The sequence below is a fragment of the Kribbella sp. NPDC006257 genome, from assembly GCF_040613535.1.
Lineage (GTDB): Bacteria > Actinomycetota > Actinomycetes > Propionibacteriales > Kribbellaceae > Kribbella.
The window spans coordinates 38,883-51,252 of the sequence record NZ_JBEXSJ010000036.1 but is presented as its reverse complement, the minus strand read 5'-3'; the positions used below and the strand labels follow the sequence as shown (position 1 = coordinate 51,252).

The following is a 12,370-nucleotide window of genomic DNA, read 5'->3' as shown; positions in this document are numbered from 1 at the left end:
CACGGCCTCGGCAAAGCCACTGACCGGCGCGCTCGCCGCACTCCGATCGACTTACCGGCTCGACTGGCCGATGTCCTTCAACTCCCCTTCTCGACTCGCCGATTTTCCGACGAAAATTCGGCGAGTCGATCCGGTAAGTCGCGGGAAGTCCATGCGGGCAGGCGAAGAATCTCAGCGGGGCCAGACGGTGCCGGCTGCGCCGCCGCCTCGGCGGGTGGGTTCGGCGGCGGCCAGGTAGCGGCCGCCGGGGAGGAACTCGAGGGCTGCCACGGCGCCGATCTCGGCGGCCGAGGTGAGTTCGTCGCCGGATTTGATCAGGGTGTGGCCGTACGGGGTCAACGCGCTGCCGTACTTCACGATGAACGGGGGTTCGGCGGACACGTTCGCGGTGTTGCGCTGGGAGGCGCGCGGGTCGGCGATTGCCTCAGGCAACGTCATGTCCCGGTCCAGCCGGTTCGTCAGCACCTGCAGGACGGTGGTGATGATGGTCGAGCCGCCGGGTGAACCCAGCGCCAGGAACGGCTTGCCGTGACGCAGCACGATGGTCGGCGACATCGAGGAGCGCGGCCGCTTGCCGGGCTGGATGCGGTTCGGGTCAGCCGGGTCGTAGACCGCGGAGAAGTCGGTCAGCTCGTTGTTCAGCAGGAAGCCGCGCCCCGGGACGAGGATGCCGCTGCCGCCGGTCTGCTCGATCGTCAACGTGTACGAGACCACGTTGCCCCACTTGTCCGCAGTGACCAGGTGCGTCGTCGACAGCCCCTCGGTGTCAGGACGGTCGGCCGACGCAACCCCTGCAGTGCAAGGCTGGTACGAGCCGTCCGGCGAGCCTGCCTTGACCGGCTTCACGGCAGCGTGCGCCGGGTCGATCAAGCAAGAACGTTCCGCCCCGAAGCCCTTCGACAACAGCTCCTTGGTCGGGACATCCACGTACGCCGGGTCGCCCACGTAGGCGCCACGATCGGCAAAGGCCAGCGCCGACGCCTCCAGATACATGTGCAATCTCTGCGCATCCGGCAGCTGTGACAAGTGCTGCGGCGCCAGGATGTTCAGCGCCTCGCCCACCGTCGTACCGCCCGATGACGACGGCGCCATCCCGTAGACGTCGAGTCCTTCGTAGTGCACCTTCGTCGGGTCCCGCTTGATGACCTTGTACTTCGCGAGGTCGGCCGTCGACAGGTAGCCAGGCATCACCGGCAAGGTGGTCCCCGGGGCCTTCGGCGGCGTCTTCACCACGCTCTCGATCTCGTGCGCGATCGGCCCGTTGTAGAACGCCGAGGTGCCCTTGCGCCCCAGCAACTCGTAGGTCTTCGCGAGGTCCTTGTTCCGGAACACCGACCCGACGACCGGGGCATCGCCACCGGGCAGGTACAGGTTCGCCGTCGGCACGATCGCCGAGAAGCGCACCTTGTTGTCCAGCGTCTGGTTGCGGAAGGTCTGGTCGATGACGAACCCGTGCTTGGCCAGATCAGCGGCCGGCTGCAACGCCTTGCCGAGGGACAACGATCCCCACGACTTCAAGGCGGAGTCCCAGGTCGCCAGCGTGCCCGGGATGCCCACCGAGACGCCGGACGTCACCAGGTCGGGGAAGAAGGTGTACGGCTTGCCGGTCGCCGGATTGATGAACGCGTCGCTCGGCATCGTCGCCGGCGCGGTCTCCCGGCCGTCGATCGTGTACACCTTGCGGCTCTTCGCGTTGTAGTACACGAAGTAGCCGCCACCACCGATCCCGGCCGAGTACGGCTCGGTGACGCCGAGCGCGGCCGCGGTGGCGACCGCCGCGTCGACCGCGTTGCCTCCGCGCCGGAGTACGGACAGGCCGATGTTGGTGGCATCGGCGTCGACGGAGGCCACGGCACCGCCGTACCCGACCGCGGTGGGCACCTTGGGAGTCGGCGCCGGTGGGTGGTGGGCGCTCGCGGTAGTGACAGTCAGGCCGGACAGGACGAGTGCGCCGGTCGTCAGGGCAGCAGCCAAGCTCTTCGGTGTCACCGGGGTCCTCCGCAGGGGTCGGCAAAACAGGGACAAGCCCCTGCCTACAGCCTCAACGCCCGGTCCGCCAGTCGAAACCGTGTCAGGCCAGTTTCCGTCAGGACAGTTTCCGTCAGGACAGCTCTGTCAGGACAGCTCTGTCAGGACAGCGAGCAAGATGCCAGGAAGCGCTGGAACGAGACGTCGTCCCACTCCTGGTGCTGCTCCGGCAGTTGCACCACCAGCCAGCGCTCGCCGAGCTTCACCTGACCGACCTCGCGCCCGGCCGCGGTCCCGATGTGGAAGACCTTGCCGTCCGCCTGGCTCACCCGCACGGACGCCAGGCTCTGCGCGTCGGTGGCCGACCGGAGTACGAGCTTGGCGTTCTCGTCCGACGTCCGCACGCTCGGCGGAGTCAGTACGACGCGGTCGGCGGTGATCGGGGTCTGCGGGGTCCAGCCGCGCGGCACGAGCGTGCAGGCGACCGAGCTCCAGGGCTTGGTGTTCGCGACCAGGTCGAGCGCGGCGCCGGCGAACATCGACATCGTCTCGCCGGCCTGGCTCGGGGTCGGCGCGGCCGGCGTCGGGGTCGCGGTGGTCTCCGAGGTGGCCCCACCCGTGGCCACCTCCTTGTCCGCACCGCCCCACCACTTCAGCTGGTTGCCGAAGGCGAACACGGCCGTCGAGACGGCGGCGATGCAGAGCACGCCGGTCGTCCGGCGGCGGGCCCGGATCCGGAACAGCGCCCGGCGGCCGCGCGCCACGTCCGCGTCCACATCGGCCGGCGGCAGGCCGTCGACCGCCTGGTCGGCGAACTGCGTCAGCAGCTTCTTCACCTCGTCCACGTCAACTACTCCCGGTCGCGGGATCCGCGGCCGGGTCCTCGGCCATCAGATCCTTCAGTCGTTTCAGGGCTTTCGCCGTCTGGCTCTTCACTGTCCCCTCGGTGCACTCCAGGATCCGTGCGCAGCTCGCGACGTCGAGGTCCTGGAAGTACCGCAGAACCAGGACGGCCCGTTGCCTCGGCGCCAGGTCGAGGAGCGCCCGCCGGACGGCCAGTGTGTCCACCGGGTCCGTCTCGTCGGACAGTCGCGGCTCGAGTGCCTCCGCGGTCACCACCTCGGGGTGGCGGCCGGCCCGGCGGCGCTCATCCAGGAAGGCGTTGACCAGGATGCGGTGCGCATACGGCCCAGCGCCTTCGTGCCGGATCCGGTGCCAGTGCACGTACACCCGGGTACAGGCGGTCTGGACCAGATCCTCGGCGGTGTGCACATCGCCCACGGTGAGCAACATCGCCGTACGCATCAGTCGGTTGCGATCCGCGAGTACGTACTCGCGGAACTCGGCCTCACGGTCACCCCCTCGCATCGACATGCCGTGCGCCTTCTTCCACCCCGACTACGTCTGTAGCGCGGGATCGGTTGCCTTGCGCACGCGAAGGATTACCCGATTCCTCTTGGCTTTCGGCCGCTTCCCGTACGACGGACAGCGCGCGGTCGACCAGATCGGGATCGTCGTAGGCCAGCCAGGTGATCCGGGGATCCTTGCGGAACCAGGAATCCTGCCGGCGGGCGAATCTCCGGGTCGCCTGAGCGGTGCGCTCGCGCGCCTCCGCTTCGCTGATCTCACCGGCCAGCAACGCGATCACCTGGGAGTAGCCGAGCGCGCGGTTCGCCGTACGGCCCTCTGCGAGACCTTTGCCGAGCAGGTCGCGGACCTCGTCGACGAAGCCGTTCTCGAACATGCGGTCCACCCGGCGGTCGATGCGTTCGTCGAGGACCGGCCGCGGCACGTCGAGTCCGAGCTGGACGGCACCGGGGTAGATGTAGGTGTGTTCGGGCAGCGTCGCGACGTACGGCGTACCGGTGATCTCGATGACCTCCAACGCGCGCACGATCCGCCGTCCGTTGCTCGGCAGGATCTGCTGGGCGGCGGCCGGATCCTTGGCGGCTAGCCGTCGATGCAGCTCGCCGCATCCGTGCTCGGCTAGCTCGGCTTCCAGCCGTGCCCGTACTGCGGGGTCGGTGCCCGGGAAGGCGAAGTCGTCCAGGATCGCGCGGACGTAGAGCGCGGAACCACCGGCGAGGACGGGAACCACCTGACGACTCAGGCAGTCGTCGATCGCCGCGCGGGCGAGGTGCTGGAACTCGGCGACGGTCGCGGTCTGGGTGACGTCGAGGATGTCGAGCAGATGATGGGTGATCCCCTGCCGCTCGGCCGCCGTGATTTTCGCCGTACCAACATCCATCCCGCGATAAACCTGCATCGCATCTGCGTTGACGACCTCCCCCGCCAGTCGTTTGCACAAGGCAACGGAGAGGTCGGATTTGCCGGCCGCCGTGGGACCGACGACTGCGACGACAAGGGGCACGACCATCACACCAGTGTGACAGTGCGGCTCTTCGGGCTGCCGGACAGGCGTGAAGTCTTGCCCAAGTCTGCCCGTGCGGGGGTTGTGATGACCCTGTCCGTTCGGTAAGAACAAGGGCAAGGAGTTCCGGTCCGCTACGGGGGGCCGACTTTATTTCGCGAGCAGTACCGACTCGGGAGGGTTTGCAAGTGACGAATCAGTTCGACGAAGAGGGCGACGCCGCCAAGGACGCACTGGACCTGGACGGCGGGATCGACTCCGCCGACGCCAAGCGCAGTGGTGGCGACGTGGAGCTCAAGGGTAAGAGCGGCGGCGACGTCGAGGCCCAGAAGAGCGGCGGGGACGTCGAGATCAGCGGACCGGACAAGAGCGGCGGGGACGTCGAGGTCGGTGGGCCGGACGAGAGCGGCGGCGACGTCGAGTAAAGCGGTACGCCGGGATCCCACACCTGGGGCCCGCTTGGTGGGAGTATCCAGCCTAGCTGTCTGTAAGTAGTTCACTACGCTAGGAATGGGAGCCCCACGCGATGGGCATCTTCGACAAGTTCAAGGGCAAGGCCGAGGACCTCAAGGACAAGGCGACCGACCTCGTCGACCAGCACGGCGACAAGGTCGGGGATGGTCTCGACAAGGCCGGCGACTTCGTTGACGAGAAGACCGGCGGCAAGTACGGCGACAAGATCGACCAGGGCGTCGACAAGGCCAAGGACGGCCTCGACGGACTGGACGGTCAGGACGACGACATCGCCAACAAGGCCTGACGTCTGCAGGTCCCGGGGCCGCGAGGCGAACCTTCTCCTCGCGGCCCTTCTGCTTGTCGAGGGTTGTCCGACACGGGGCACTAGGGTGGCGGGATGGATCGGTTTCAGGTGATTCCGGCGGCGTACGTTGTACTGCGGCGTGGCGACGAGGTCTTGATGTTGCTCAGGGCCAATACCGGCTACATGGACGGCTACTGGGCGGTGCCGGCCGGGCATGTGGAGAAGGACGAGTCGGTGCTCGCTGCTGCTCTTCGCGAAGTGCGCGAGGAGGTCGGTGTCGAGATCGACCCGGACGACCTGGTGCCGGTCACCGCGATGCACCGGACCGGCGGGAACGGGCAGGCGATCGACGAACGGGTCGATTTCTTCTTCACCACGTCGCGCTGGAGTGGTGAGCCCCGCTTGATGGAGCCCGGCAAGGCTGCCGGGCTCGCCTGGTACTCCTTGGACAACCTGCCCGACCCGGTGGTCCCGCACGAGGCACGGGTGCTGAGAGGGCTCCAGTCGGGCGGTCTGCCCGCAGTCATCGCGCAAGGTTTCGAGTAGTTCTCCGGCTGTTCACCGCCGGGCCCTCCGGCTCGCTCTACAGTGCCTTCGTTGTCAACCACTTGCGGAGGTCGATTGTGGACGTGCAGAGCGACGGTACAAGTAGGCGTCTATTGCTTCAGGCGGGTGCCGCCGGGATCGGTGCGGTCGGGCTCGGGGCGCTGCCTGGTGCCGTCTCGCCCGCCTCCGCGGTCACCGACGCCACTGCGTCCGCCTCGGCGACGGGGGCCGCTGCGCGGCGTACGGGGGATGCTGACAACCCGCGGTTCACGGTGGCCGTCGTGCCGGATACGCAGTATTTGTTTGACACCGATCGGGGTGATCCGGCGCCGTTAAGGGCGTCCTTCGAGTATCTGATCGAGCAGCGCGAGGCCGAGAACATCGTCTTCACCGCGCATCTGGGCGACGTGGTCGAGAACGCGCTCGGGATGGAGTTCGCCCAGGCCGGACCGGTCTTCGACATCCTCGACAAGGCGCGGATGCCGTACTCGGTGCTGGCCGGCAACCACGACATCGACGGCAGCACGGACGACCAGCGCGGCGATACGCCGTACCTGCGGACGTTCGGCCCGAAGCGATTCAGGAAGTCGAGCACGTACGGCGGTTCGTCGCCGGACGGGTACAACTCCTTCCATGTGTTCCGCGCGGCCGGCCGGCAATGGTTGCTGCTGGCAATGGATTGGCGACCGTCGGACGCCGGCTTCGCCTGGGCCCGCGAGGTGATCGCGGACCACCCCCGGCTGCCGGTGATCCTGACCATCCACGAGATCGTGTACGCCGACGCGGGCGACCCGGTCGCGAAGTTCTCCGACCACGGCGACCGGGTCTGGGAACAACTTGTCGACGGCAACGACCAGATCTTCCTCACCCTGAACGGCCACTACTGGCCGTCGGGGCGCGTCGCCCGGCAGAACAAGGCCGGCCATGACGTGCACCTGCACATCACCAACTACCAGGACCGGTACTACGGCGGCTCGGCGATGATCCGCCTCTACCACTTCGACCTGGCCCGCAACACGATCGACGTCGAGACGATCTCGCCGTGGATCATGGACCAGAACCCGGCCCGGCGCAGCCTGCTGGCCGAGGGCGAGATCGAGCTCACCGACGAGACCAACCGGTTCTCGGTGCCGTTCGACTTCAGTGCCCGCTTTGCTGGCTTCGACCCGCAGCCGGTACGGCCGGAACGGCCCGCGGGCCAGCTGGTGATCCCGGGGACGCTGGCGTACTGGCGGCTTGATGGTGCTGTGGGCAAGGTGATCGACCGGTCGGGCCGCGGCAACGACCTCACGCCGGTGCTGTTGCCGGGGAGCGCTGCCGACAGCCTCCAGGTGTCTTCCGAGCATCATCCCGATCAGCCTGCGCACGCCAGCTGGTTGTTTGCCGGGGGCAAGGATCCGGCACGTGGTGGTTATCTCCGTACGGCGGACAATGCGCCGTTGAACCGTCAGACCTTCCGCAACGGCTACACGATCGAGGCGTTCGTCAAGCTGGCCGACGACGGTGCCGATCATTCGTGGGAAGGTTTGCTCAGCCGTCTGGGTACCGGCGCCGATGTCGGGAAGACCGGCAGCGATCCGTCCGAGCCGGTCGCCAAGTTGGGCTTCTCCGGTGGGCGGCAGGCGCAGTGGGCCGTCTACCCGCTCGACAAGAACGACACCTTCACCAACTGGGGACACGAGCAGGTCGCGGGTCGCTGGTTCCACCTCGCCGTCGTCAACGACGGCCGGCACAGCACCTTGTACGTCGATTCCTCAGAGCTTCTCCGCAACCCGTCCACCCGCTCGAACGGCCTCAGCACCACCGGTGCCGCCTGGCTCCTCGGCGCCGGCCACTACGCCAACACCATCGACCAGGGCTTCGCCGGCTCGATCGGCGACGTTCGCATAGTCGACCACGCCCTCAACCCAGCCCAATTCCTCAACGCCTGAGCTCCGTCGGCGGTCGTCTCACCCCGCGGTTGGCCCCAGGGCTACCAGGGGACGGCGGTGAGGGCGGCTTTGCCGATGGGGGCGAGGTCGGTGCGGAGCTGGTCCTGTTCGGCCGGAGACAAGATGACGTAGGCGGTGGCGGCGAGGGTGTCGGTGAGGTCCTCGATGCGGGCCTTGGTTGCGCGGCCGGCGTCGGTGAGGCCGCCGTCGTCTACCAGGCCTCTTGAGCGCATGCCGTCGATGACTGCGTTCAGCTGAGCTGCCGGGAGGTGGTGGATCCGGCCGAACTTCTCGGCGGGCATGCCTTCCCAGAGCGCGTGGAGCACGTGGGCTTCCGTTCCGCCGACGCCCTCGCTGACCAGGGCGGCGATGTGACCGTCGCCGCGGTGCTCGCGGAGGAGGGTCGCCGCGTGCCAGAGACGCGCGACCGGCTCGATGGGTGCGGGGAGCGCCCGAAGTCCGGCGTACAGGGGGCGTCCGACGGTCGGCGCGCTGTACGCCGCCTTGGTGGCGAGGTCGGCGGCGCGGGCGATGCTCGGGTCGTCGGCGAGGTCGCCGAGAATGCGCCGGAGCGCCGCGGTGCAGCCCTGTTCGCGAGCGGCCAACGCTGCTTGTGGGGTGGTCAGCTTCCAGACGTACGGGATGTGGCGGGCGACCTCGCCGGGCGCGAAGTTGTAGAAGATCGCGTGCACGACTTCGGCCGGTGCCAGGCCGAGCGGTGCGGCGCGACCGGCGAAGTAGGCGTCCCAGGTGTTCCGCAGTCCGAGCGCCATCAGCGCCTCGTCCACCTCGTCGGCGAAGTACGCAAGCTCGTGGATCGGGCTGACCAACTCGTGCATCTGCCGGGCGAACGACATGATTTCCTCCTTGTCGCGGCACCCCTCCTGGGCACCCACTCACCCTTCCTACGAACCCCGGTCCCCCATTCCGACATCCTCTCCCACAAATACCTCAGGCCGGCGCGGGTCAGGGCGCGAGGGGGTGGGGATCGAGTCGCCGGGGGCGCGAGTCAGGAGGTTAGGTGGGTGCGGATCAAGGCGGCTTGGGCGGGGAGGAGGGCTTGCTCTTCGGGGGTGAGGGTGACGTTGCGGGCGCGGGAGGCCAGGGCTGCGTCGAGGCTGGGGGTGGGGTCGGAGGAATTGGCGAGGTAGACGGCCAGGGCCTCGCGGAGGAGGGGTGACAAGGTGGCCCAGGCGGGGTCCAGGGCTACCTGGGCGAAGATGATCGCCGTCATGGCGATGTCGAACCCTGCCGGGCCCTCTTCGGCGTTGCGCCAGTCGATGACGACCGGGCCGTCCGTGGTCTGGATGACGTTGTACGGGTGGAGGTCGCCGTGCATGACGACCAGGCCGGCGGTGCCGCTCGGTGGGGGGATCGCGTGCAGGCGGCGGTGGAGGTCGGCGTGGACTCGGCCGAGATCTTCCGCGGTCAGGTCACCTGCGACTGCTGCGTCGGCGAGAGTCGGACCGGTGAGCCGCTGGATGACCATGTCAGCGCCGCCGACCTGACGGACCGCGGGCACCGGGTAGTCGTACTTCGCGACCCATCGCATGAAGTCGGCCTCGTCGCGCACCGGATGCCCATTCCGATACCGCCGCAGCACCCACCCGTCGTCGATCGAGTACACATCCGCATCCCGCCCCGCCGCAAACGGCTCCGCATCAGCAGAAATCAGCCCTGCCGGGCTGACCATCGGTGCGTCGGCAGGTTCGGTCCTGGCCGGGTCGGGTGGGACGTCAGCCAACTTGGCAGCCGCCGGTCGCGGGTTCCAGGGGAGCCGGCTTGGTGCCGATGGTGGGCATGCCGAGCATGACGCCCGGGGCAGTTGATGGAGGCGCGTCCTGGAGGCGTTCCCAGGCGTCGCCGGCTCGCGTACGGCGTACGGAACCGAACGTGTCGGCGACCAGGTGGTGGGGGGCGGCGTAGGTGACCTCGACGGTCGCCATGTCGCCGGGGCGCGGCTTCTCGACGCCTTCGGGGAGGGCGAAGTGGACCAGGCGGTTGTCCTGGGCGCGACCCGACAGCCGGTGGGTGGCGGCGTCCTTGCGCCCCTCCCCCTCGGCGACGAGCACCTCGAGCGACCGCCCGACGACCTTCTTGTTCTCCGCCCAGGCCATCTCTTCCTGCAACGCGACGAGCCGCTCGTAGCGGTCCTGTACGACGTCGCGCGGCACCTGCTCCTCCATCGACTCCGCCGGAGTACCGGGCCGCTTGGAGTACTGGAACGTGAACGCACCGGCGAACCGCGCCTGCCGTACGACGTCCAGCGTGCCCTGGAAATCTGCCTCGGTCTCACCCGGGAACCCGACGATGATGTCCGTCGTGATCGCCGCCTCCGGCATCGCAGCGCGGACGTCCTCGATGATCTTCAGGTACCGATCGCGCCGGTACGAGCGCCGCATCGTCTTCAGGATCTGGTCCGACCCCGACTGCAGCGGCATGTGCAGCGACGGCATCACGTTCGGCGTCTCGGCCATCGCCTCGATCACGTCCGCGGTGAAGTCACGCGGATGCGGGGAGGTGAACCGGACCCGCTCGAGCCCCTCGATGGTTCCGCAGGCACGAAGCAGCTTCGAGAAGGCATAACGGTCGCCGAACTCCACGCCGTACGAGTTCACATTCTGGCCGAGCAGGGTCACCTCGAGGACGCCCTCGGCGACGAGCGCCTCGACCTCCGCGAGGACGTCGCCCGGGCGGCGGTCCTTCTCACGACCGCGCAGCGCCGGGACGATGCAGAACGTGCAGGTGTTGTTGCAGCCGACGCTGACCGAGACCCAGGCGGAGTACGGCGACTCGCGGCGGGTCGGCAGCGTCGAGGGGAAGACGTCGAGCGACTCCAGGATCTCGACCTGGGACTCCTCGGCGATCCGGGCCCGCTCCAGCAGCACCGGCAGCGAGCCGATGTTGTGGGTCCCGAAGACGACGTCCACCCAGGGCGCCTTCTTGGTGATGGTGGCCTTGTCCTTCTGCGCCAGGCAGCCGCCGACGGCGATCTGCATACCGGGCGTCTTGGCCTTCACCGGCGCGAGGTGCCCGAGGTTGCCGTACAGCTTGTTGTCGGCGTTCTCCCGGACCGCGCAGGTGTTGAACACGACCACATCGGCCTGGTCACCCTCGGGCGCACGGACATAACCCGCGTCCTCCAGCAGCCCGCGGAGCCGCTCGGAGTCGTGGACGTTCATCTGACACCCGTAGGTGCGGACCTCATATGTACGCATAACAGCCACCAAGAGTACGTCGTACGGCGGCCTCAGTCGCCACCGACCAGTCGGACGGCCGGCGCATCGTAGGCGACCAGGAAGCTCTCGCCCGGGCCGATCGAGGCACCGCGGGTCGCGTTGCCGTTCCGGACCAGCAGCGAAGCCGTCTGCTTCCCGGTCCGCGACACCCACGAGGTGACCTGGATCGCGCGTTCGCCCTGGTCGGCGTGGGACAGGAACGGGTTGTGGACGTTCGGCTTGCTGAAGACCAGCAGGCCGCCGTTGTCGACGTACATCCCGACGATGTCGCCCGGAGCGTCCTTCTTCCACAGCTGGTCACCACTGCCGGCGTCGACGGCCGTGAGGGTGCCGCCGCTGCGGTAGACGATCTCGTCGGATCCGGCCACCGCCGGCTCGTCACCGGTGGAGATCGTCAGGCCGCCGATCGACCGCCAACTGCCGTCCTTCAGCGACACCGTCCGCGCATTGCTGCCCTCCAGCAGATACGCCCGGTCGGGGGTGAGCCGAAGGGTGCCCGGGTACATCGTGTGCAGCCCTTGCAAACAAGGCATTCCCGAGGTGGCGAGCGTCTGCTTCCCGTCGCGGAAGCCCAGCAACTGGCAGCTGCCATCGACCTTCTCCGCGATCACAGTCAGATCACCCTGCAAGCCGAGCGTGCTCAGCGGCTGGACGAGGTGCCGGTTCAGCTCACGGCCGTCAGTAGCGGACCGGATGACATACTCGCGGCGCTCCTTGTCCACCTGACGCAGCCCCACCACCACGGACGGCAACGCCGGGACCGTACGGCGGAAGATGCGGGTCCGCCCAGCCATGTCCTCGGCCGCACGGTAGTCCTGCTGTGTCCAGACGGTCTTGCCCGTTTTGTCGACGCCGGTCCAGGTACAGGGCTTGGTCTCACTCAACTCCCTGAACTTGCAGTCCGCTAGAACGACCAGCCCCTCGGACGCCGCCACGACAGGCGTGACGTAGCCGAGCGAGCCGATCGCCCCGCGACCTTTGAAGGATCTGGCCCAGAGCTTCTCGCCGTCCCGGGAGTAGTAGGTCAGGTTGCCCCCGTCCTCACCGGAGGCCGACCAGCCGACAACCGAGCCGTCGGCAGCGACCGCCGACGTTTCGTACCGGGCCGCCGGATAGCTGGCAACGAACCGGCCCGTCGACTTCTCGTAGGACCGCAGCGGCTGCTGGGTGCCCAGCAGATAAATGCGGTCACCGATCGCCCAGACCGCAATTCCGCCGGCGTTCGACAGCCGATCGTCCAGCGACGCGGACCACTGGATGTCGGATCGGGTCCGGGCATCGAGAGCTGCGCGCGGAACCGCGATCGCCACCGCCAGCACAACGACCGCGACCAGCAACCCGGCCGGCCAGAGAATCAGCCGCCGCGAAGTCCGCCGCCGAAGCACTTCAGCGACGACGAGGACAAGCAGGGGTGCGCAGAGAAGCAGCCCGAGGACGTAGAGGACAGGGCGCGGTACGGCGACCGCCCACCCCACGGCCCCGAGGCCGGCCAACGCCAGGATCCCCAGAAAGGCGGCCCGCCCACGAGTGACCAGTTGAAACTTCACCCGGCTGA

At 68.2% G+C, this 12,370-nt stretch carries 12 protein-coding genes; 4 read left to right on the top strand and 8 right to left on the bottom strand.

The features are described from left to right. Window positions 1–171 precede the first annotated feature (171 nt). The 4 genes from ggt to miaA form a co-directional block, all read right to left on the bottom strand. Window positions 172–1,989 (bottom strand): gamma-glutamyltransferase, encoded by a 1,818-nt coding sequence (ggt, locus tag ABZ004_RS32515; protein WP_355684992.1) that lies wholly within the window; start codon window positions 1,987–1,989, stop codon window positions 172–174. A gap of 140 nt (window positions 1,990–2,129) precedes the next feature. After that, the gene (locus tag ABZ004_RS32510; protein WP_355684990.1) at window positions 2,130–2,813 is read right to left on the bottom strand and encodes a hypothetical protein; all 684 of its coding nucleotides are present in this window, start codon (window positions 2,811–2,813) and stop codon (window positions 2,130–2,132) included. Between the two features lies 1 nt (window position 2,814). Beyond that, complete coding sequence (locus ABZ004_RS32505; protein WP_355684988.1) at window positions 2,815–3,342, bottom strand: SigE family RNA polymerase sigma factor; 528 nt, start codon at window positions 3,340–3,342, stop codon at window positions 2,815–2,817. Further along, entirely contained in the window at window positions 3,323–4,345 is a 1,023-nt protein-coding gene (gene miaA, locus ABZ004_RS32500; protein WP_355684987.1) for a tRNA (adenosine(37)-N6)-dimethylallyltransferase MiaA, read from the bottom strand. Before miaA ends, ABZ004_RS32505 begins: the two co-directional genes overlap by 20 nt. 182 nt (window positions 4,346–4,527) lie before the next feature. Between miaA and ABZ004_RS32495 the strand changes: the two genes are divergently transcribed. From ABZ004_RS32495 to ABZ004_RS32480, 4 genes are all read left to right on the top strand, one after another. Next, window positions 4,528–4,764, top strand: coding sequence for a hypothetical protein (locus ABZ004_RS32495; RefSeq protein WP_355684986.1), 237 nt, complete (start codon window positions 4,528–4,530; stop codon window positions 4,762–4,764). Window positions 4,765–4,865: 101 nt separating this feature from the next. Then, window positions 4,866–5,099, top strand: coding sequence for an antitoxin (locus ABZ004_RS32490; RefSeq protein WP_355684985.1), 234 nt, complete (start codon window positions 4,866–4,868; stop codon window positions 5,097–5,099). 93 nt (window positions 5,100–5,192) lie between these two features. Beyond that, on the top strand, window positions 5,193–5,645 hold the full coding sequence (locus tag ABZ004_RS32485) for an NUDIX domain-containing protein (RefSeq protein WP_355684983.1): 453 nt from the start codon (window positions 5,193–5,195) through the stop codon (window positions 5,643–5,645). Window positions 5,646–5,722: 77 nt separating this feature from the next. Beyond that, entirely contained in the window at window positions 5,723–7,576 is a 1,854-nt protein-coding gene (locus ABZ004_RS32480; RefSeq protein ID WP_355684981.1) for a LamG-like jellyroll fold domain-containing protein, read from the top strand. Between the two features lie 41 nt (window positions 7,577–7,617). Here ABZ004_RS32480 and ABZ004_RS32475 read toward each other — a convergent pair whose 3' ends face one another. From ABZ004_RS32475 to ABZ004_RS32460, 4 genes are all read right to left on the bottom strand, one after another. Next, window positions 7,618–8,433 carry a MarR family transcriptional regulator gene (locus ABZ004_RS32475; RefSeq protein WP_355684979.1) on the bottom strand — a complete coding sequence of 272 codons (816 nt, stop codon included), beginning with the start codon at window positions 8,431–8,433 and terminating at the stop codon, window positions 7,618–7,620. Window positions 8,434–8,585: 152 nt separating this feature from the next. Continuing rightward, window positions 8,586–9,320, bottom strand: coding sequence for a phosphotransferase (locus tag ABZ004_RS32470; RefSeq protein WP_355684977.1), 735 nt, complete (start codon window positions 9,318–9,320; stop codon window positions 8,586–8,588). Further along, complete coding sequence (gene miaB, locus ABZ004_RS32465; RefSeq protein ID WP_355684976.1) at window positions 9,313–10,794, bottom strand: tRNA (N6-isopentenyl adenosine(37)-C2)-methylthiotransferase MiaB; 1,482 nt, start codon at window positions 10,792–10,794, stop codon at window positions 9,313–9,315. The genes ABZ004_RS32470 and miaB overlap by 8 nt, the downstream gene beginning before the upstream one ends. Before the next feature lie 32 nt (window positions 10,795–10,826). Next, window positions 10,827–12,362: a PQQ-binding-like beta-propeller repeat protein gene (locus tag ABZ004_RS32460; protein WP_355684974.1), complete on the bottom strand. Its 1,536-nt coding sequence runs from the start codon at window positions 12,360–12,362 to the stop codon at window positions 10,827–10,829. Window positions 12,363–12,370: the final 8 nt, after the last annotated feature.

What these genes read in the sequence shown, in the direction of transcription:
- ABZ004_RS32485 (WP_355684983.1), top strand. Translation starts at nt 5,193, where the DNA reads ATGGATCGGTTTCAGGTGATTCCGGCGGCGTACGTTGTACTGCGGCGT.
- ABZ004_RS32475 (WP_355684979.1), bottom strand. Translation starts at nt 8,433, where the DNA reads ATGTCGTTCGCCCGGCAGATGCACGAGTTGGTCAGCCCGATCCACGAG.
- ABZ004_RS32490 (WP_355684985.1), top strand. Translation starts at nt 4,866, where the DNA reads ATGGGCATCTTCGACAAGTTCAAGGGCAAGGCCGAGGACCTCAAGGAC.
- miaA (WP_355684987.1), bottom strand. Translation starts at nt 4,345, where the DNA reads ATGGTCGTGCCCCTTGTCGTCGCAGTCGTCGGTCCCACGGCGGCCGGC.
- ABZ004_RS32505 (WP_355684988.1), bottom strand. Translation starts at nt 3,342, where the DNA reads ATGTCGATGCGAGGGGGTGACCGTGAGGCCGAGTTCCGCGAGTACGTA.
- miaB (WP_355684976.1), bottom strand. Translation starts at nt 10,794, where the DNA reads ATGCGTACATATGAGGTCCGCACCTACGGGTGTCAGATGAACGTCCAC.